Origin of the sequence: Alteromonas sp. DY56-G5 (genome assembly GCF_041414725.1) — a bacterium.
Classification (GTDB): Bacteria; Pseudomonadota; Gammaproteobacteria; order Enterobacterales; family Alteromonadaceae; genus Alteromonas; species Alteromonas macleodii.
Genome location: NZ_JANHZQ010000009.1, coordinates 86,352 through 106,006 on the forward strand (window position 1 = coordinate 86,352; position 19,655 = coordinate 106,006).

Below are 19,655 nucleotides of genomic sequence, written 5' to 3' on the forward strand. Positions count from 1 at the left end.
TTCAATAGATGATTTATGGTTAAGAAAGTTTAATTTAATGTCTTGATTCCACTTTGAAGAATGCCTTCTTTGCGAGCATAACAAATCCTGTACTTGCACCAGTGCGCTTGTTTGCAATAGCTCTTCTCTGCATGTTTTATATTCCCTGTGTTTATCCATCTAATGCAGACAAGCTGATGAATGAGTATTCGGTTGAGCTTTTAACTGCCGAAGATGGCTTCGTCTCATCAGAGATTTATTCCATTATCCAAGACCGCCAAGGCTTTTTGTGGTTTGGTACTGCCGAAAACGGTGTAATGCGTTACGACGGTCGTAGAGTTACGTTGTTTGAGTCTGACAGCGATCCTAGCCAAGGGCTATCACACAACGACGCTGGCAATTTGATGTTGGATGCAGAAGGCAATATATGGATTGGAACGTGGGGAGGTGGAGTTAACAAGTACGACCCAACAACAGGTCACTATTCTCGTTACTTGAATGATCCAGACGACCCTCGCTCCATATCTTCAAATCGAATCCAATCACTCTTCCACGATAAAACGGGCCAAATTTGGCTAGGTTCGTATGATCAAGGTTTAAATCGTTTTCTAGGAAATGGGGAATTCGAAAGGGTTCAGAAGAAAAGCAATGAGGACCATAGTCTGTCTCATAATCGCATTTGGGACATTATGGATAATAATGACAACAGCCTGTGGGTAGCCACCAGTTTTGGCTTGAACTTGCTAGACAAAAGAACTCTCGCCACCCAACACTTCTTTCCCGACCCTGATAATCGTACTGCAACAGGAGCCAATGAAATACGTAGCTTGCTGCGTACGTCGTCAAGCCAATTCTATGTGGCGACTCAGGAAGGCCCTTTTCTTTTCTTTCCAAGTTCAGGCGTGTTCCTTGCACAAACTACGCGAGACGGCAAAGCATTAGGCCAAGTGAACTCAATGATTGAAGATCACGAAGGGTGCATTTGGTTTGTGACCACCACGGGTCTTTATAGACATACAGGTGAGGGAAATTACGTAGAGAAGATGGACTTCGGCTATGACAACGGACTTCGCATAATATATGAAGACCACACTAAAACTAAATGGGTAACCAGTGAAGTTCACGGCATATTCAAACTATCTCCTCGCCGTAAAATCAAGCAAATCAACAGTGACTCGTTAGTTGCACCTAGTGGCATTGAGCTAGACACCTTCAAAAATAGTGGCGATGTATTGATTGCTACAGCAAATGCTGAAATTTATACATGGAAAGTGAAAGAGCAAATACTCCAAAAGGAATTTGACTCGGTATTTAAAGAAGACAGTGAATATTCAAATAGGGGAGTTATAGAACGACCTATTATTGTCCCCGATAAACACGGCAATATTTGGGTGGCACAAGACAACTTTATTGCACGTGTTAACAGAAAGAATGGAAATGTAAGTCGCTTAGAATATCCCAGAGAAGACAGCAAATATCGCCAGTTCAGAGAATTCAGAGCGTTAGCGCTAGATAACGAAGGCAATGTATGGATAGGTACCTACAAGCATGGTGTTTATATATACAACGTGCAATCTGGCGCCTTTGAGCATCTTTCAACGACTGACGGCTTAGCTCACCCAGAGATTCACGCCATTGTAAATGACTCTCAAGGAAATATGTGGATTGGCACTGGAAGCGGCGTAAATTTATGGTCCATTCAGGACAATACTTTCACTCAGATTGAATACAATAAAGATCACAATGCAGGTCTGTTGGGCAGCATTGTCGAAGATATTCATGAGACCAAAAACGGCCAAATTTGGATTGCAACCCAACGGGGGTTGAACCTTTATAAGCCTGAATCGAAATCCTTCGAGTGGTTTGGGGAGCAGAAAGGGTTGCCCGCTACCTTAGTAAGAGCGATTGCAGACGGCGACGAGGGCCAGCTCTGGCTTACCACGAATAAAGGAATCTTTCTTTTTAATCCGGCTACTGAAAGTGCCATTAATTACACTAGCACTGCCGGGGCTGTAAGTCAGAATTTCTATTCAAACAGTTTACTTAGAGCCACTAACAACACGTTCTTTACCAGTAGCCAGCGAGGTATTGAATACTTTGAGTATGTGCCAGGACAGTCTGAATTGGTCGATTCTAAAATTGTGCTAACTGGCTTCAACAAAATGGGCGAAGCAGTAAGCCTTGATAAGCCACTATCCTACGTTACGGATATTAATCTTTCCTACGAAGACTATTTCTTCTCATTAGACTTTGCTCTTCTAGACTTCTCTGATCCCAAGCGTTCGCATTTTTCCTACAAATTAGAAGGGTACGATGAACAGTGGATTGATATCGGAAATCACAACAACGTTTCATTTACTAACCTAAATGGCGGCACCTATACATTGCTGGTCAAAGCAATGAAGCCCAATGGTGAATGGGGCAGCGAAGTCATGTCGGTTAATTTACATGTAGCAGCAGCTCCTTGGAAAACATGGTGGGCATACAGCATTTACATTGCGTTTTTACTCGGCATTGTTCTGTTGATCATTTACTTAAGAACCCACTTACAGCAAACAGAAATTACCAAGCAGAAGCGCTTTGTTCAGGCGTTAGAGCAACAAGTTTCAGAAAAAACAGCCTCGTTGAAAGCTCAGGCCAACGATTTGAAAAAAGCGCTGGAACAAGCCGAAGAAGCAACAAAGTTGAAGTCTGAATTCCTTGCAAATATGAGCCATGAAATTAGAACGCCAATGAACGGCGTGATAGGGATGCTGGGTCTGCTTAAGAAAAGCAACCTAACTACTGAGCAATCACAGCGCGTCAACATCGCAAGCTCAAGCGCTAATTCTCTACTGACCCTGATTAATGATATTTTGGATTTCTCTAAAATAGAAGCGGATAAACTCGAGATTGAGTCCGTTGAATTTGATGTAAGGGAATTGATTGAGAGCATTGCTCAATCGGTTGCGCATTTAGCGCAAGAAAAAGGGCTGGATGTTGTTGTAGATTTGTCAAAGGTCAGTGAGTCGAAAATAAACTCAGACCCCAGCCGAATTCAACAAATCCTCACAAACCTTTTAAGCAACGCCGTTAAATTTACCGAGCAGGGAGAGCTCTCTGTCACGGCAGAATTGCTTCCTACTAACAATCAGAATACTGCGCTTATGCACATTGCGGTGGCAGATACGGGCATTGGTATTCCCGCATCAAAACTACCTCATTTGTTCGATGCGTTTACACAGGTCGACGCTTCTACAACTAGACGCTATGGCGGAACAGGGCTTGGGTTGAGCATTACCAAAAAGCTATGCCAATTGTTAGGAGGAGACATAAGTGTTACCACCGAGCTTGGCAAAGGCAGCCGTTTTGATGTGACATGCGAAATTCGCTACGCCGAGCAACGCAACGCTGTGCGCCCTCAGCTTGCTAAACAAGACATGTGTTGCCTGATTATTGACGACAATGCTTCAACAAGACGTGCCATGCAAAGCCAGCTGAAACTTTGGGGAGTGCTTACGCTGACCGCATCTTCGATTGAGGAAGCGATTAGCTTATATTTGAAAGACAGCGAGCAAGAGATACCGGCAATACCCATTGATGTTGTATTTCTGGAGAAAGCAGAAGAGGAAGAGTTTTCACAACACTTCGGCCAGATACTTTTAGATAACCCCAGAACAAAACATACGCGTTTGGTATTAATGACACAGCTCAGCGACATGGAGAGCTCTGTTGTCTATGGCGGAATAGACGTTGATGAGAGTCTTCCTAAGCCACTGACCTCTTCAGATTTAATTCGAATTGTAGAGGAATCAGTAAATACATCTGACTATGAAGCTAAACCACGCTTTAGAAAACGCGAGGATGATCCGGTTCATATTATCGAAGGCAACACTCAGCACGTTCAATCACCTGAAGAAAACGCAAAATCCACCTCTGATGACAATGCTTATCGAATCTTGTTAGTAGAAGACAATGCCATTAATCAAATAGTGGCCACCAATGTTCTAGAAAGCGAAGGGTATGTGGTTGACGTTGCCAACAACGGTGTAGAAGCGTTAGAACTGTTAAAAAGCAGCAAGCTAAAGGCGCATTACAGCGCAATTGTCATGGATTGCCAAATGCCGGAAATGGACGGGTTCGAAGCAACCAAGCTTATTCGCTATGGTGCAGCCGGCGACGTTTACAAACGTGTACCCATCATAGCGATGACGGCGAATGCTATGCAGGGCGACAAAGATATGTGCATGAAAGCCGGTATGGATGATTTCCTCACCAAACCCATAGAGCACAATAAAGTAACTTCAACATTACAGCACTGGCTCAACAAAGTTAATTAGACCCTCGCCAACGGGGAAATAAACGCGTTAATATGCAACAAGTTTTTAACATGTTGTGAGAGCGTTAATGCTAAACCGAGCATCAAAACCCTTCGTCAAACTCGTCGAACGATATCTTCCTGACCCCTACATTTTCGTTTTATTACTCACCCTAATTACGTTTGCGTTTGCAGTGGTCATTCAAAATCAGTCTCCACTTACAACTATTCAACAGTGGGGTGACGGATTTTGGGGGCTGCTCACATTTTCAATGCAAATGCTCTTAGTGCTAGTCACTGGGTTTATGCTAGCATGCACGCCATTAGTAAAAGCTTTACTTGAAAGGCTTGCGAGCTTAGCAAAAAGCCCTGGGAGCGCCATTGTGCTGGTCACGTTGGTGTCGCTTATCGCAAGCTGGATAAACTGGGGCTTTGGTCTTGTTGTAGGCGCGTTGTTCGCTAAAGCCTTAGCAAGAAAAGTGTCGGTTGATTATCGGTTATTGGTGGCAAGCGCGTACTCAGGCTTTATTGTATGGCATGGTGGTTTAGCGGGCTCTGTGCCCTTAACTATTGCAACGCCGGGTCATTTTTCAGAAGCACAGATTGGCGTAGTTGGCACTGGAGAGACTATTTTCAGTGGGTTTAACTTGCTGTTATTGGCAATCATGTTCGTGATTATTCCTCTTGTTAATCGTTTAATGTTACCGCCTGAATCTGAAAGCATTATTGTCGATAGCGCCAAGCTCAAAGACGACGCTTTACCGTCGGCAACAAACGAGCGGCCCGCCGACAAACTTGAAAACAGCAAGGTGCTTGGGTTACTCGTAGGCTTTGCAGGGCTTGCTTATCTCACTAACTACTTTGTTTCAGGGGGCGGGCTTAATCTCAATATCGTTAACACGCTATTTCTCTTTCTCGCTATTGTCCTTCACGGTACACCACGCAATGTACTGCACAGCCTGCAGCAAGCCGTTCAGGGCGGTAGTGGTATTGTTATACAGTTCCCATTTTATGCGGGGATCATGGCGGTAATGGTTCAATCAGGATTGGCCCAAACCATGTCAGAATGGCTGATTAGCTTTGCATCTGCAGAGTCGCTGCCAGTATGGAGTTTTATTAGCGCAGGCATTGTTAATATTTTTGTGCCTTCGGGGGGAGGTCAGTGGGCAGTGCAAGCCCCAGTAATCTTGCCCGCTGCCGCTGAACTTGGAGCCGAAATAAATAGAGTTGCCATGGCGGTAGCGTGGGGTGATGCGTGGACCAATTTGATTCAGCCATTTTGGGCGCTACCGGTACTTGCCATAGCTGGCCTGAAAGCCAAAGACATTATGGGCTTTTGCTTAGTTCAGCTTATCGTAACCGGTGTCATTATTTCCTTGGTATTGCGGTTTGTGTGAGGATTTAGAGAGCAATTTAACGCCGTCAAACAAGGCGAATAGAGCCGAATATGAAGCCACAACTTAAATACAAGCGGTGTGAATGATGCATTTAAACGAAGAAAAGGTAGGGTTGTTGATCGTAGATGTTCAGGGCGCGCTGGCTCGAAAAGTCAATGATAGCCAGACAATGATCTGCAAAACAGTAAAGCTAATACAGTGTTGTAAATTGCTCAATATTCCCGTAGTTGTACTTGAGCAAAATCCTGATGGCTTGGGGAGAACGGTCCCTGAAATTGAAACTCATGTCGCAAGCGATCCTCACTTTAAGAAATTTACTTTTAACGCAGTAGCAGGTACTGACCAGTGCTCGTCCGAAATACTGGCGTACATTGGTGAAATGGAATTAAGTCGATGGCTGGTTGTGGGAATTGAAGCGCACGTATGCGTTTATCAAACGGTAACGGGTTTATTGGAAAATAATCACACTGTGGAAGTAATACAGGACTGCATTTCTTCAAGAGAGTCTTCAAATGCTGTGCTCGCCATCCAAAATATGCGTGAGCAGGGCGCACGGATCAGCAGTTTTGAGATGACACTTTTTGGCCTTTTAAAATCATGCCAACATCCAAAATTCCGAGAAGTGTTAGCGCTCATCAAGTAGTCGAACAACGTGATGAGCGAAACAAGTCGGAGCTAAGCGAATGCGGTTTCTATCGATACAATGTCAATACCACGCACTTGCATAGAATCCAGCGCCAATAGATGACCAATGGCGTCACGCGTGCAGGTGCAAGGTTCAATGACTTTGGGGGAATACTTGGCAGCAGCTGGTGATAATGCTGTGTGAGTTACGCAGTTGTGCGTCATCATACCTGCAAGAAGAATTTCATCCACGCCCAATGACTGTAAGGTTTCTTCTAAATTGGTGTTCTCAAAACGTCAATGCATTTAGGAAGATATTCCGTAAAGAGTATGGGCTTAGTCCGGTGGAATAGCGCAAGCGTTTTGTAATAAATTAATCATATTGCTATTTTCACTTTAATTGTTATGTTATAACATTTATTAAATTCGAGATTTAAAATGAAACTTAGCGAGTCGTTATGTCTATTCAAACTCAGCTTCCCGTTACCGTATTTTCGGGCTTTCTAGGCGCCGGTAAGACCACGGTTCTAAACCATATTCTGAATAATCGTGATGGATTAAGAGTAGCCGTTATTGTTAACGATATGAGTGAAATCAATATCGATGCTGCAACGGTGAAAAATGAAATTAGCTTTAATCGAGCCGAAGAAAAGCTAGTTGAAATGAGCAATGGCTGTATTTGTTGCACGTTGCGAGAAGATTTGCTTGAAGAGATAGAGCGTTTAGCGCATGAAGGTAAATACGATTATCTGGTAATAGAGTCTACTGGTATTTCGGAGCCTTTGCCTGTAGCTGAGACCTTCACGTTTGCCGATGAAGACGGTAAAAGCTTGTCGGAAATATCACGCCTCGATTCGATGGTCACCGTTGTCGATGCATTGAATTTTCTTAAAGACTATGACGAAGCTAAGTTTCTCAACGAAGTGGGTGAGAGCTTGGGGGAGGAAGATGAGCGAAGCGTGGCAGACTTGTTGGTCGAACAAGTGGAATTTGCTGATATATTGCTTATAAGCAAAACCGACTTAGTCTCTGAACAAGAGTTGGCGCGCCTTAAAAGTATTCTGCAAACCCTCAACACCGAGGCTATTCAAGTTCCTATCGAGCATGGAAAAGTGCCCCTCGACAAAGTGCTGAACACAGGGCGGTTTAGCTTCGAGCGCGCTCAGCAGTCGCCCGGTTGGCTGAAAGAAATGCGTGGCGAGCACGTACCAGAGACTGAAGAGTTTGGTATAAGCAGCTTTTCGTACGAAGCGCGACGTCCGTTCGATCCGCAGAAGTTTTATGATTTTATTCATAGTAAAGACATTGCAGGTAAGTTAATTCGTTCAAAAGGCTTCTTCTGGCTGGCAACACGCCCTCAATTAGCGGGTAGCTGGAGCCAAGCTGGCGGTATGGCGAGATACGGGGCTGCTGGGCTGTTTTGGAAAGCCGTACCCAAAGAGCAGTGGCCTGAAGACCCTGAATACCTTAAAGCGATTGAAGAACAATGGATGGAGCCCTTCGGTGACATGCGTCAAGAACTGGTGTTCATTGGACAAGGGCTTAATAAAAACGACATTATCGAGCGGTTAGATCGTTGCTTGTTAACAGACGAACAGCTTATTCAAGGTCATCATGTTTGGGCCGAAATGCCTGACCCATTTCCTGCGTGGGAGCACTAATATGCAGGCGTTACAAGACTACAATACTTCCTTTGAACACAGCGACTCTTGGCGTTCAAGCGCCGATGCTATGGTGTTGGGCGATATCTTTGATAAAGGGATTAGCGTTGCGGTATGGACAAGGCCCGAAGTACCACTTGTCACGCAATATTATGTCGACGTTTTTAAATCATTAGGAATGGGGATTCGCGGTGTTTTCTCTTTAACATCACTGAAAGAGGAAATCGCAAAGCTTTTACCTGATGGAAGAAATAATGCCGGAAAGCAGGCTGCCATTGACGATATTTATTTGCTGTCTGACATGCTCACCACGCTATTTGACTGTGACAGTGTGGGTGTAAGGTTAGTGCCCCTTTCATCAGCAATGTGCCCAAGCTTTCATGTGGACAATATTCCTGTTCGGTTGGTGAATACCTATTTGGGCGAAGGTACAGAGTGGCTGCCGAAAGAAAGTGTGGTTACACGCCCAATGATTGGTCTTAACGACGCGAATACGCAAGGGCTTACTAAGAATAGGTTGGGCCAGCACTATCGAGAGAGCAGCGTTAGGCAAATGAACGCGTTCGATGTGGGTTTACTTAAAGGTAAGTCGTGGCAGGGCCATGAAGAATTTGCCGCCGTGCATCGGTCCTGCAAAGTCATACCTGGTACTCATCGCGTGTTGCTTACCCTGGACCTATGTAGTTTTTAAGTTCTTATTGTACCTCACCCTCGGTTACTTCGGCGCTATCACTTTTTCCATGAGTTTTCCCTTGTGATAGCGCTTTTTTCTTTCTCGGTACCTAACCTCGCTTATCTTCTTAAATATCCGCTTTTAAGCTTCCAGCGTTAAGGTAAATAGTCTAACAGGCAGTGCCATATTTTTTTAGCGAAGACCTGAAAGGCCAAGTTTTTCAACATATACCCTTAAACATTATAGTCTTTCATATTTAACGTATTGTGAATGCTAGGAATGCGTTCTTCTTCATGGTGATTCACATACAGCAGTGTACTTGTGCCAGCCCTAGCCAATATATCAATAAGCTTCAGCGCTTTTTGGCGGTTGAAGTCGTCTAAACCATTGCAAGGTTCATCCAAAATAAGCACGGCGGGGTGCTTAACCATAGAACGTGCAATAAGTACTAATCGCTGGTCACCAAAAGACAGTGACTGAAACGGCGTGTTCTTTTTCTGTTTCAAACCCAGTACTTCAAGCCACTGCTCTGCCACCATGCGTTCCGCTAGCGTGGGGCGAGTGTACAGACCAATACTGTCGTGAAAGCCTGAAATGATAACGTGCTCAACACTTGCATTCACTTTGTACTGCATGTGGAGCGCATTCGACATAATTCCAATGTGCTTTTTAATGTCCCATATGCTCTCGCCTGTGCCACGTTTTATGCCAAACATTGTTAAATCGTTGGTATAACAATGGGAATTATCACCAGTAAACATTTGAAGCAAACAGGTTTTTCCTGACCCATTTGGACCAGTGATCTGCCAATGCTCATTTTTGTTAAGCGTAAAGTTAAGCTGTTCAAATACGGTTCGCTCATCGAAGCGCACGAACCCATCTTTAAGCTGAATTAAGGTATGAGGTAGTGAATCTAACTCACTGTTTTGCTCATTGAGGTTTCGGTCATTGCGATTGGGGTCATCGCCGTGTTTGTCTTTAGCGTTTAGGGCTGAGGGAACATCGATATCATCAGACTCTAGTGCAAACCAGGTGCTTAGTTCTGAGCGCAAACCGTCATAGTTAAGTTTATCTTCAGATTTCCACGTAATGGCCAAGTCATCCATGACAATCAACTGAGCTTGTATATTCTTGGGAATATCTGCGAGTTTGTTGGCGGTAAGTACTAAAGAAGCTTGCTGCTGAGAGACAAGAAAGAGACTAAATGCGCTTATCGCTTCAACATCTAAACCTTCGAAGGGTTCATCAAGCAAAATAATAGAGGCATTACTTAACCATGCCAACATGATAATAATCTTGCGGGTTTCACCTGTTGAAAGTGAAAGAAACGCATTATCTAGCAGATGCTCAATTCTAAGCGCAGAGGCGAGTTCGTCGTAATAAGGGTGGTTTTTATAATCCTCATTAGTCTGTGCGAATAGTTCGCGAACCTGTGTTGGCTCAGCTATTACGTCTAAAATATCTGCACTGTCTTTTTGTTTTTCTTCTTCAATTATCGCTTGCTGTTTAAAAACCGATACCTCTGCAACAACCGAAGTACATTCACGACTACCGCTTGCTACCTTCCCATTACCGGCAAGCGCGGAAATTAAGAGTGACTTTCCGCTACTGTTTCTACCTGCGATAAGGAAGTGCGACGGCGCACTTTCAGTACAGAGCGCTAGCGAAAATGCAGGAGTAATGTATTGATTAGGAAGCTTTATTTGAAATTCAGAAAGGTACAGCATTAATGATCGCGAGTGAATATAAAGTAGAACCATTGTGAAGTTTTCTGATTACGTGTCAATGGTGAATAAGACTTTCTGAAGCCAGAACTAGCTGGTAAGTTAGTCTTGTAAGGTAAATGCAGCATTGGATGCTTGGTAAGGGAATAAAATAGTGAGCAAGGTAACACTCAGAGATTTTAAAATGAGCGATGTAGGTAGACTGGTAGATATTTTGAATCAACCGTCGGTCACGCAATTTCTGTCGACAAAAATTCCCAGCCCTTATACAAAAGAAGATGCCACATGGTGGATTCAAGAGGGGAGCAAAGAGGGTTTTATAAAAGCTGTAGAGTACGACGGCGAGTTAGTAGGGTGTATTGGTGTTAACCCTGGAAACTTTGAATATGAAAGAGCCGGAGAGGTCGGGTACTGGCTTTGTTCATCACATTGGCGAAAAGGGATTATGCGTGACGCGCTGCGCCAAATTATCGCCCTTACTTTCTCAAACACAAGTATAGAGCGCATTTTTGCCTGCGTATTTTCATCCAATCTTGCTTCGCAAAAGCTGCTGTTAGATGCAGGGTTTAAGCAAGAAGCGATATTGCAACGCGCCATTTTTAAAAATGGACGGTTTTACGATAGCCATATTTTTGCCATTTTGAGGTAGCTCTGCGATGGTGACTTTAGTACCCGCAAAGCGTTGAGTGGTTTCCATTGATACGGATATTTATTTTACTGCCTTATTCGCTGCAACGCCTTCAATCACCCCTGCGGCTGCAAGGTTCATCAATCGACGAAACCTCGGACATTCCAAATGACTCGGTGCTGTGCAAGCAGCTGCATGCTGCAGACCATCACGCATTGCTTCTAATTTTTTGATTGTTCCATCTAATTCGCTCGCTTTTTTAAGTAGCAGAGCGTGGTCTATATCAGGCTTTGCATCGGTTCCTAATATCCCAGAAATTTCTTCCAGTGAAAAACCAGCTGCGCGGCCTAGTGCGATTAATTCAAGGCGCTCTAAAACGTTTGAGCTAAATACGCGACGTATACCTTGTCGACCAATAGATTTGATAAGGCCTTTTTCTTCATAAAAGCGCAGTGTTGATGCCGACACTCCTGACTTTTTGGCGACCTGAGATATTTCCATACTTTTTCCCAAAGGAATGCTTGACTTAAAGTTAACTTGAAGTTGTAGGCTAGCATCTCATGTTAATTGAAACTAGTTATTGAGAGTGAATATGCAAAGTATTGTTTTTATCTTGCTGATAGGTATTGGAGCTACTTTAGTGATGGATTTATGGGCCTTGTTGAGAAAGCAATTGTTTGGTATTGCCCCTACCAATTGGGGCATGGTGGGGCGCTGGATAGGGCACATGAGAAAAGGGCAGTTTCGTCATACTTCTATTTCAAGTGCCCATGTTGTTCACGGGGAAAGTACTATTGGATGGACAGCCCATTACCTAATTGGAATTACCTATGCAGCGCTGCTTATTTTCATATGCGGAGAATCTTGGTTGTTCGAACCGACGCTGGGTCCAGCAGTGGCGCTCGGTATCGCTACGGTCGTTGCACCGTTCTTTATATTGCAGCCAGGTATGGGCGCTGGTGTTGCCGCATCGAAAACGCCTAACCCTAATACCGCTCGGTTACACAGTATTATTAATCACGTCGTATTTGGCGTTGGGCTGTACCTTTCGGCTTTGTTAATTAGGCTTTTACTATCAATATGGATATAAACGACTAATGATGACTTGAGTGAACTTCAGCTTATAATGGCAATAAAACAGCATGCTTTTATAAGAAGACAGGATGAAAATTTCACTGGAAGAAATAAACAAATCTAACTATGAGCAGGTTTGTGACTTGGATGTGGCGGATGATCAACAAGCGTTTGTAGCGTGCAATATGTGGTCGTTGGTTGAGTCTTTCTACAACGAGAACCATACCTGCAAAGCCATTTATTGCAACGACCAGCCCGTAGGGTTCTTGATGTGGGTTCAGGAAACGCCAACCAAAGTGTCCATTTGGCGCTTTATGATTGATGAGAGCCATCAGAATAATGGAATTGGCAGACTTGCTTTATCTCAAGCTATCACGCTTATAAAGCAAACTTCTGAGCTCAAACAGATAGAGATATGCTATAACCCCAAGAATCCTGTCGCCAAAGCCTTCTATTCAAGCTTTGGTTTCGAAGAGGTGGGGTTAGATGAAGATGGCGAAGACATGCTTGCTGTTATTGCCATTTAGCCACGACTTAAATTTAAAGCAGCGAAATGCGAGGGATCTAAAGATATGGACGTCATAGATATTAAGACTTTTATTCCAAGCAAAAACTACGACATTTCTAAAGCATTTTATTCTGAGATTGGATTTAATGCTTCATACGTAAATGAAGACCTAACACTGTTTGAAAATGGTGATTGTCTCTTCTTTCTTCAGCGCTTTTATAATCCTGAATTGGCGAATAACTTTATGCTACAAATATGTGTAGCAGACATTCAGGACGCTTTTGATTTGTGCTCGCGCTCGTTACATAAAACGAAAATTTCATCAATTGAGCAACAACATTGGGGAAGTGTTTTCTATCTATGGGGTCCGTCGGGCGAACTGCTTCACATTACCGAATTAGGTAGCTAGCTTTTGCGAGAACGAGGGGAGGAATGACGAATGATGCATACGAATTACACCGTTAAAGAAAGTCCTCCGTCAGCTGAAGACTTTGCCAGTCTAAGAAAATTGATTGGATGGAGTAACCCGTGTTTATCGGTTGTTCAAAAAAGTATTGATGCCTCGTTGTTTTGGGCAACAATTTACCTCGACAACAACCTTGTAGGCTGTGGTCGGGTGATTGGCGATGGCGCAATGTATTTTTATATTCAAGACGTCATCATTCATCCAGAACATCAGAATAAAGGCTTGGGCTCGAAAATAATGAACACGTTGATTGCACATTTGGAGTCTTGCTGCGCACCTGGCGCAACCATTGGCCTGTTGGCTGCGCATGGTAAGGAAAGTTTTTATCTTAAATTCGGTTTTGAACCTCGTGATGGTGAAAGTTTAGGTTTAGGCATGTGCAGGTTTATTTAGCTAATTGGTCATTAACGCGGCATGAGAGTCCCGGGAGTTCTCAAGTTTTTTAATCACTTGGCATTGTGATCATTGCCTATTTAATTATCGGCAGCTTTCTGTCCTAAGGCGGCAAGTCGCCTCCGCTTTTCATGCACGGCCTGACGATAAACATCAAGTTCTTTTAACACTGAGAAAGGGACATCTCCTGAAACTAGGCGCTTTACGTCACTTGGTTATCAGCAATTTTTTTCAATGTAACCTCCAATGTAACGGTCAATGCTGCTTGTAGCCTCTCTTTGGTGTGAATTTTGCAGAAGCCTGTTTAAAGACACTGAAAATGTCGGTTTGCGTAGTAGCTGATCACTGTTTTTCGATGAGTTTTTGCTTCTTTCCGATAGAAATTTGACGTTTTTCACTGGACATGTGTAATGAAAAGTATGACAAAACCTGTCTCTCACGCTTTGCTGACAGAAAATGGTCGCTTAGTCGCGAAAGCCTTGGCATATACCGCGCTTATCTTGGGCTTACTCTCTGGTTGCTCTTCATCTGACGAACCTAAAAGTCAATTTGCGCAAACCGATGCCAGCGACGTATCGGCATTGGGGAATGTGGAATACCACACCTATATGTTAGCGAACGAACTTTTTGCTGATGTGGGTCCAGCACGTCAGTCTCGCTATGCGGTAGTTGGCTTTGTACCTGCCGATACTATGAAATACAGTGCTGGCCATCAACATCCGCTAATGTTGTTGGGCCATCAACTTGAACAAGGAATGATTACTGAGGCCACGAAAAGAGGCTTTTCTACTCAAGAATTTAAGCTTTCGAACGATATAATTGTTAGTAACGAGAGCGACAGAGTATTAACCCGCGATATCGACCAGCTTTCCAACATTGAGCGCGTCGATTTTTACATAACCGGCACTATGGTGTATCAAGAGTCTGGCGCGGTGGTTAACGCTCGAATTATCAACGCTAGAAATAAAAACATTGTCGCTGCAGCAACACGCTTTTTCCCTGCCGAACTGTTTTGGCGCGAAGAACAAGTAACCACCAGAAACGGCAAGTTATACAGAACTGAAGGTACGAGGTAACCCCATGAAAAGACGAAATCAATACGCGGCGCTTTCGCTTTGTGCTTCACTGCTAAGCGTTAGCGGGTGCTCTATGATGATGGGGGAAGAAGAGGTAGCCGAACAAGCGCCTCAGCGCCCGGCCATGAATGTGATTGATATTACTGCCGCCGACCGCGCTCCTTCAAAGCCAGTTGAAAATACCAGCGATACCCAGTCTCAGGGTATGGACGCGTACGGCGCTATCGGTCAACCTCCTTTGTATTCGAGCGTACAGGGCGCGTATAAAGGTCGACCTCTAACCAAGCATATTGGCGACTATGTGAAGAACATGGCGCAAGACTTAATTGCCAATATGGAATATGTGAATAACAAAACACCTATCGGTGTAACCCATTTCGCACTACTAGATACTGACTTGCAGAAAACAGATTTGCTTGGTCGTCAGATGGCGGAATCTTTTGTTCACGAACTGCATAAATTCCGCGTGCCGGTTATCGACTTCAAAGCCACCGAGTATATTCGCATTACTGACGATGGCGATTTTGTATTAAGCCGAGACTATTTGGAATTGAGCAGCAGCCTTCCTATTGAATATGTGTTAACCGGAACAATGACCAAGCACCAAGGTGGCGTGTTAGTTAACGCCCGTATTTTAGGCATGGAGTCGCGCGCAGTTGTGGCAACTGCGCAAATGTTAGTGCCGTTCTACGTGGTAGATGCACTTATTCCAAGTGACGGTAGCCAGCAAAACGGTATGCGCGATGGCGTTAAGCTAAGTCGCGGCTAGGAGTTTCAGCATGGTGTTTACAAAGAAGCTTGTGTCAAGCAGTTGGGCAGCCGTTGGCGTAATGCTGAGTGTATGTATGACAGGGTGCACTAGCACGGAGTCTATGGGCTCGTTTTGGTTAGGCGAAGACGGTGAAATTACTCATCACGCCGAGCCAGTACCTGTACCAAGCCGTTCAGGGCTAGAGTACACACCAGATTCTCGCGATAGACAATATCAACAGCAGGTGGAAGTTGAACCCGGCTATAAAGACCCACTACACCATGGCTATTCACCTTCACAAACGCATAAGCGCTTAAATGATTACGCCTCGCAACTTGCGATGGAGTTAATGGACAATGCAACCCGTCTTACGCAGCAAGATATGGTGGGTGTGGCCAGTTTTGTGAGGCTTAATCAGTCGTTGAGCGACAGCACCGTGTTAGGTAATCAGCTTTCAGAGTATCTAATAGCCGAGCTGCAAGACTTTGGGTTAGCGGTTGTCGACTTTAAGCTTGCAGGTGGAATTACCGTAACGCCAGTCGGCGATTTCGTACTCACGCGAGATGGTACTGCACTCGCTAAACAGGTTGAAATGGACCATGTTGTAACTGGCACCATCATTGAAGATGACAGAGGCGTCCGCGTAAACGCCCGTATCGTGTCGCTGGAAAATAAACAAGTGGTGGCAAGCGCCAACGTATACATTCCTGCGTTTATCGTGATGGATTTAAATAAAATGGCTAGCGTAAACTAGCCATTTACTTCCATTGCGCTCTGTTTTTTCAAAGCGAATTCCTTTCATGTTCGCTTTCAAACCTCTAAACGTCCGATCTTTTGTGTCTAGGCACAGTAGAATTTTCACAACGACCTCTCCGTTTATTAACCCTGGCTTCTAATCGCTTCGCGAGTCATAAAGCGGCTTGTGTTTACAGCATTAAGCAGATCGTTGCTTAAAGGTAGCGGCTCCTTACATAGACTGCTCACCAAGACCTCTGCCATTAAAGGCGCTGTGGTTAACCCTCGTGACCCTAAGCAAGTAAGGGTGGAAACTACGCTGCTTGGCAACACTGGCGCGCTAGTCAACGGTTTGCCCACGCCTAGCATAGTGTAGTGTTCTTTTAATGAGTCAAAATTATGTAGTGCACCGACAACAGGCTGGTGGTCGGGTGAACCTAAACGCGTAGCCGCTCTGGCTTTACCGTCATGTTGTAATGCTTGCACGATGTCGGTGTTTGCCAGCGCCTGTTCGTGTGTGGCGAGGTTCATTTCAGTTTCATCGCCTCGTACATCGGTACTTAAGTCGTTTTTAACGTAGGTTGAACCTAACGCATGCCGGCCTTCGAATACAGGTGTCATATAGCCTTTGTGACACAACACAGTGTTAAGCTGTTCAATTGGCATTTGGGTGGGAATAGCTTCAACCTGGCCGCGAACGGGGCGAAGGGACAGGCTGTTAAAATCGCTAGCGTTTACCGCACCTGCACCAAGGGCAAGGATAAGGTGATCGGCAGTAATAACTTCTTCATTCTCAGCGCTATCTAAGTTAAAACGAATCCGCACCTGCTGCTTTGTTGTCTCAGCTGCCTCATGAGATACATAGATATGATTGGGTTTCAGCGTGAGTTTGCCACTTTGAAGTGCTTCTTCAATCATGGCCGCTACTAACTGCGGAGGAGAAATCCAACCGCCTAAGCCAATGTATAAGCCAGAGTAGGGAAGAGCTAGGTTAGCTATATCGCTCACTTCTTTGCTGTCCACGGGCTTGATCAAAGCTTCAGGCCATACGTCGGCAGCAGCCAATTTATTTTGGCGTTCTGCTACCTTGTCGTTAAAGCTTAGTTGAATAACGCCACAGAAATCATGGGCAACGTCGGCTAGGCCACAGGCTTTTGCATGTTCAATTGTGTGGTCGTAGGCTTGTCTAGCATACAAAAAACTGTGCGCCTGAATGCGGCTGGCAATACTTGCTTCGCTATGGAGCTGCGGGTAAAAGCCGCCTTGCGGGTTGCCAGATGCGCCGCTTGCAAGGGTGTCACCATCAAAATACAAAGTGGTGCTAATGCCGCGTTTTACTAAAGCCAAGCATGCCGTAGCTGCTGCAAGGCCGGAGCCTACTACCGCGACTTTACTTGTTTTATCTAAACTGTCGTTCGCGTACCTATAGTAGGGGCCAGCAGGCAGGCGAAGTTTATGCTGAACATTCTCATTGTCTTGGTTAAAAACGCCGGTCAGCATGTCGCGCTTACGGCCAAAACCGTTGCGTTTTTTAATGGTAAAACCCACACCAGCTAGCCCACGCTTTACGATACCTGCGGCGGTAAAGGTTCCAAAGGTTGTGCCAGTTTTCGACAAGCGAGCCATTTGGCTAAACAGAGCATCTGTCCACATATCAGGGTTTTTGCTTGGTGCAAAACCATCTAAAAACCAGGCATCGATGAGGCCATTTACAGGAGAATGCCATTGAGGCAAAAGCTCGTGTACATCACCAATCCACAAGTCGAGTGTGGTTGAATGGTTATCAAAATGAAGGCGATGACAACCTTCAAGGCCCATGGGGTAAAGTGAAGCGAGTGCTTGCGCTTCGTTTTTAAGGGCAGGAAAAGCTTCTAGCGCACGCTGCATATCCTGTTGAGGCAGTGGAAACTTTTCCGTGGTAATAAAATACAGGCGCTTTAACGGATGATCAGGGTTCGCTGCTCTAAATTCGTTAAAGGCACGCATGGCGACCAAAAAGTTCAGCCCAGTTCCAAAACCTGTTTCGGCGATGACAAAAGTAGGGTTGCGCCACTGTTGCCAGCGCTCAGCAAGGTCGTTGCCTGCAACAAAAACGTGTTGGGTTTCATCAATTCCGCTGTCGTTAGAAAAATAAACGTCGTCAAAATGGTCGGCGACAGGCGTACCGCTCTCATTAAAATGAACCTGTGCATGCTTAGATTTCACTGTTTATTTTTCTCCGTTTATGTCGTTTCTGTGTTGGCACTTTGAATTGGTAGCAGTTTTCACTACTTCATCAGCTTGCCCATCCGATGCTTGTTTTGAAACGTCAGAGCTAGCCTGGCTTTTAGATGGACAGTATACTTCTGCAGGTGTTGAAAAGTGCGATGTCACTTTACTGGTCACGAGCTGTGCGCCAAGCATACCGCCAATGGTGCTCCAAGAACCGTTAACGTTAATTAACCCGCGGTGATCCATTGTAGGCACTTCAGCATCTGTTTTTAATATAACCCAGGTTTCTTCCGCAATATCAAAGATCCAGATGGCGTCATCTGCAGTTGAAGGCTCGCCATTATAGCCAATGCCATTGTAGTTGTACGGATTAGTCGAACCGCCCACAAAATAGATTTTATTGGTGTCCTTATTGCCCGCTGCCGCCATGCGATAGCGCGCAGTACCCGTTGGATGGTCAAGCGTACGCCAATCAATCTTGAATGGATTTTCCTTGTCAATATCACCTTTAAAGCAGGCAGTTTCTGGTGCGAAGCTGCGGCGTTTATCGCTGTGAGGTGTTACTGATACGCCGTCACAAATTACCATAGTGCTGTTAACGATGCCGCCAGCTTGCCCGAATACCGGACTGCCAAGAAAAGGGCTCGCCTGTTGCCATTGGCCGGCTTGCGTATCGTAAACCTGCACAAGGTTTACGTTGCCATCGTTGTGCCAGCCAGAAATTAAGTACACGTAACGGTCTTGGTAAACTAAAGCAGTTGCATCATCAACAGGCACGGGCATAGGCGTTAATAGCGTATATTCCCCTGTTACAGGAGCGTATTTATATACATCTGGCGTACTAATTTCATTGTGTTCTTCATCAACCGTGTAACCGCCAAAAATATAAACGCTGTCATTAACGCCCACTGCTACGGAAGCCAAACGACCTTTTAGTGCAAGGCTGGATGGAACTGGGGGAAGGTCTTGCCACTGCAAAGGTTTATCTTTGCTATCAATAGGAAGCTGCCAAGCACGGTTGTGCACGTCTTTATGGGTTTTGCCTTTGCCCAGTCCCATAAAACTAAATACATATTGTGTGTCTTCTATGGTTACAGAAGCTACGGCATTGTTTGAAACTGGCTCTGGTAGCGCGGGGAGGGCGATAGGCGCAGCTGTTGCTGAGACAGTCGCTGCAGAAGCAATGATAAAGGCAGCCACCATGAAAGAAAGTCGGGGTGCCGCACTTTGGAATATACGTAGAGCAAGAGGTCTTAGCTTTTTTAATAACACAGCAATCTTCAGGTTTATCTAAATTTCGAACGTTTGGCCGCGTATTCTACCTGTCACCTTTTTGTTTTTCCGCAAAAGTTTGTGCCTGCTTAAAACTCTTCTTTTCATATTGCTTCTGCAAATAACAATCTATCAGTAAAAACAATACGTTTATTTAATTGTTATTGTAAATAATTTGTTAAATTT

General features: G+C 44.7%; 18 protein-coding genes. 13 read left to right on the forward strand and 5 right to left on the reverse strand.

The genetic code is table 11. The features are described 5' to 3' along the window. Window positions 1-176: 176 nt before the first annotated feature. The 3 genes from NO989_RS06795 to NO989_RS06805 all read left to right on the forward strand — a co-directional run bounded on the left by NO989_RS06795 (window position 177) and on the right by NO989_RS06805 (window position 6,316). Window positions 177-4,298: a two-component regulator propeller domain-containing protein gene (locus tag NO989_RS06795; protein WP_371342295.1), complete on the forward strand. Its 4,122-nt coding sequence runs from the start codon at window positions 177-179 to the stop codon at window positions 4,296-4,298. Window positions 4,299-4,365: 67 nt separating this feature from the next. Next, window positions 4,366-5,673 (forward strand): short-chain fatty acid transporter, encoded by a 1,308-nt coding sequence (locus NO989_RS06800; protein ID WP_039236405.1) that lies wholly within the window; start codon window positions 4,366-4,368, stop codon window positions 5,671-5,673. 82 nt (window positions 5,674-5,755) lie between these two features. Continuing rightward, on the forward strand, window positions 5,756-6,316 hold the full coding sequence (locus NO989_RS06805; RefSeq protein ID WP_230633711.1) for an isochorismatase family protein: 561 nt from the start codon (window positions 5,756-5,758) through the stop codon (window positions 6,314-6,316). A 32-nt stretch (window positions 6,317-6,348) separates the two neighbouring features. Here NO989_RS06805 and NO989_RS06810 read toward each other — a convergent pair whose 3' ends face one another. Further along, window positions 6,349-6,549, reverse strand: a complete 201-nt coding sequence (locus NO989_RS06810) for a cysteine hydrolase family protein (protein ID WP_371342296.1) — start codon at window positions 6,547-6,549, stop codon at window positions 6,349-6,351. 206 nt (window positions 6,550-6,755) lie between these two features. On the opposite strand from NO989_RS06810, the gene zigA reads away from it, so the two are divergent. After that, window positions 6,756-7,958, forward strand: coding sequence for a zinc metallochaperone GTPase ZigA (gene zigA / locus NO989_RS06815; RefSeq protein ID WP_371342297.1), 1,203 nt, complete (start codon window positions 6,756-6,758; stop codon window positions 7,956-7,958). A 1-nt stretch (window position 7,959) separates the two neighbouring features. Continuing rightward, window positions 7,960-8,649 (forward strand): DUF1826 domain-containing protein, encoded by a 690-nt coding sequence (locus tag NO989_RS06820; protein WP_371342298.1) that lies wholly within the window; start codon window positions 7,960-7,962, stop codon window positions 8,647-8,649. 215 nt (window positions 8,650-8,864) lie between these two features. Here NO989_RS06820 and NO989_RS06825 read toward each other — a convergent pair whose 3' ends face one another. Beyond that, window positions 8,865-10,391, reverse strand: coding sequence for an ATP-binding cassette domain-containing protein (locus tag NO989_RS06825; protein ID WP_348648756.1), 1,527 nt, complete (start codon window positions 10,389-10,391; stop codon window positions 8,865-8,867). A 118-nt stretch (window positions 10,392-10,509) separates the two neighbouring features. On the opposite strand from NO989_RS06825, the gene NO989_RS06830 reads away from it, so the two are divergent. Then, window positions 10,510-11,004 carry a GNAT family N-acetyltransferase gene (locus NO989_RS06830; RefSeq protein ID WP_371342299.1) on the forward strand — a complete coding sequence of 165 codons (495 nt, stop codon included), beginning with the start codon at window positions 10,510-10,512 and terminating at the stop codon, window positions 11,002-11,004. 60 nt (window positions 11,005-11,064) lie between these two features. Here the strand turns inward: NO989_RS06830 and NO989_RS06835 are convergent, their stop codons facing one another. Beyond that, entirely contained in the window at window positions 11,065-11,484 is a 420-nt protein-coding gene (locus tag NO989_RS06835) for a helix-turn-helix domain-containing protein (protein WP_156086589.1), read from the reverse strand. A gap of 91 nt (window positions 11,485-11,575) precedes the next feature. Here NO989_RS06835 and NO989_RS06840 point away from each other — a divergent pair, with 91 nt between their 5' ends. The 7 genes from NO989_RS06840 (at window position 11,576) to NO989_RS06870 (ending at window position 16,005) form a co-directional block, all read left to right on the forward strand. Next, entirely contained in the window at window positions 11,576-12,073 is a 498-nt protein-coding gene (locus NO989_RS06840) for a DUF2938 domain-containing protein (protein ID WP_156086588.1), read from the forward strand. Window positions 12,074-12,146: 73 nt separating this feature from the next. Next, window positions 12,147-12,584: a GNAT family N-acetyltransferase gene (locus NO989_RS06845; protein ID WP_156086587.1), complete on the forward strand. Its 438-nt coding sequence runs from the start codon at window positions 12,147-12,149 to the stop codon at window positions 12,582-12,584. A gap of 45 nt (window positions 12,585-12,629) precedes the next feature. Further along, entirely contained in the window at window positions 12,630-12,974 is a 345-nt protein-coding gene (locus tag NO989_RS06850; RefSeq protein WP_156086586.1) for a lactoylglutathione lyase, read from the forward strand. A 30-nt stretch (window positions 12,975-13,004) separates the two neighbouring features. Beyond that, window positions 13,005-13,424 (forward strand): GNAT family N-acetyltransferase, encoded by a 420-nt coding sequence (locus NO989_RS06855; protein ID WP_156086585.1) that lies wholly within the window; start codon window positions 13,005-13,007, stop codon window positions 13,422-13,424. Between the two features lie 410 nt (window positions 13,425-13,834). Further along, on the forward strand, window positions 13,835-14,500 hold the full coding sequence (locus tag NO989_RS06860; RefSeq protein ID WP_075177491.1) for a FlgO family outer membrane protein: 666 nt from the start codon (window positions 13,835-13,837) through the stop codon (window positions 14,498-14,500). Between the two features lie 4 nt (window positions 14,501-14,504). Further along, a complete protein-coding gene (locus NO989_RS06865; protein WP_014949957.1) occupies window positions 14,505-15,269 on the forward strand; it encodes a FlgO family outer membrane protein in 765 nt (254 codons plus the stop codon). Window positions 15,270-15,279: 10 nt separating this feature from the next. Continuing rightward, a complete protein-coding gene (locus tag NO989_RS06870; RefSeq protein ID WP_156086584.1) occupies window positions 15,280-16,005 on the forward strand; it encodes a FlgO family outer membrane protein in 726 nt (241 codons plus the stop codon). A gap of 125 nt (window positions 16,006-16,130) precedes the next feature. Here the strand turns inward: NO989_RS06870 and mnmC are convergent, their stop codons facing one another. Beyond that, on the reverse strand, window positions 16,131-18,191 hold the full coding sequence (gene mnmC, locus NO989_RS06875) for a bifunctional tRNA (5-methylaminomethyl-2-thiouridine)(34)-methyltransferase MnmD/FAD-dependent 5-carboxymethylaminomethyl-2-thiouridine(34) oxidoreductase MnmC (RefSeq protein ID WP_371342300.1): 2,061 nt from the start codon (window positions 18,189-18,191) through the stop codon (window positions 16,131-16,133). A 3-nt stretch (window positions 18,192-18,194) separates the two neighbouring features. Continuing rightward, window positions 18,195-19,469 (reverse strand): galactose oxidase, encoded by a 1,275-nt coding sequence (locus NO989_RS06880; RefSeq protein ID WP_156086582.1) that lies wholly within the window; start codon window positions 19,467-19,469, stop codon window positions 18,195-18,197. Between the last annotated feature and the right edge of the window lie 186 nt (window positions 19,470-19,655).

Excerpts from the sequence above, each read along its gene's own strand:
- NO989_RS06795 (WP_371342295.1), top strand. The coding sequence starts at position 177 with ATGAATGAGTATTCGGTTGAGCTTTTAACTGCCGAAGATGGCTTCGTC.
- NO989_RS06800 (WP_039236405.1), top strand. The coding sequence starts at position 4,366 with ATGCTAAACCGAGCATCAAAACCCTTCGTCAAACTCGTCGAACGATAT.
- NO989_RS06805 (WP_230633711.1), top strand. The coding sequence starts at position 5,756 with ATGATGCATTTAAACGAAGAAAAGGTAGGGTTGTTGATCGTAGATGTT.
- zigA (WP_371342297.1), top strand. The coding sequence starts at position 6,756 with ATGTCTATTCAAACTCAGCTTCCCGTTACCGTATTTTCGGGCTTTCTA.
- NO989_RS06820 (WP_371342298.1), top strand. The coding sequence starts at position 7,960 with ATGCAGGCGTTACAAGACTACAATACTTCCTTTGAACACAGCGACTCT.
- NO989_RS06825 (WP_348648756.1), bottom strand. The coding sequence starts at position 10,391 with ATGGTTCTACTTTATATTCACTCGCGATCATTAATGCTGTACCTTTCT.
- NO989_RS06835 (WP_156086589.1), bottom strand. The coding sequence starts at position 11,484 with ATGGAAATATCTCAGGTCGCCAAAAAGTCAGGAGTGTCGGCATCAACA.
- NO989_RS06840 (WP_156086588.1), top strand. The coding sequence starts at position 11,576 with ATGCAAAGTATTGTTTTTATCTTGCTGATAGGTATTGGAGCTACTTTA.
- NO989_RS06845 (WP_156086587.1), top strand. The coding sequence starts at position 12,147 with ATGAAAATTTCACTGGAAGAAATAAACAAATCTAACTATGAGCAGGTT.
- NO989_RS06850 (WP_156086586.1), top strand. The coding sequence starts at position 12,630 with ATGGACGTCATAGATATTAAGACTTTTATTCCAAGCAAAAACTACGAC.
- NO989_RS06855 (WP_156086585.1), top strand. The coding sequence starts at position 13,005 with ATGATGCATACGAATTACACCGTTAAAGAAAGTCCTCCGTCAGCTGAA.
- NO989_RS06860 (WP_075177491.1), top strand. The coding sequence starts at position 13,835 with ATGAAAAGTATGACAAAACCTGTCTCTCACGCTTTGCTGACAGAAAAT.
- NO989_RS06865 (WP_014949957.1), top strand. The coding sequence starts at position 14,505 with ATGAAAAGACGAAATCAATACGCGGCGCTTTCGCTTTGTGCTTCACTG.
- NO989_RS06870 (WP_156086584.1), top strand. The coding sequence starts at position 15,280 with ATGGTGTTTACAAAGAAGCTTGTGTCAAGCAGTTGGGCAGCCGTTGGC.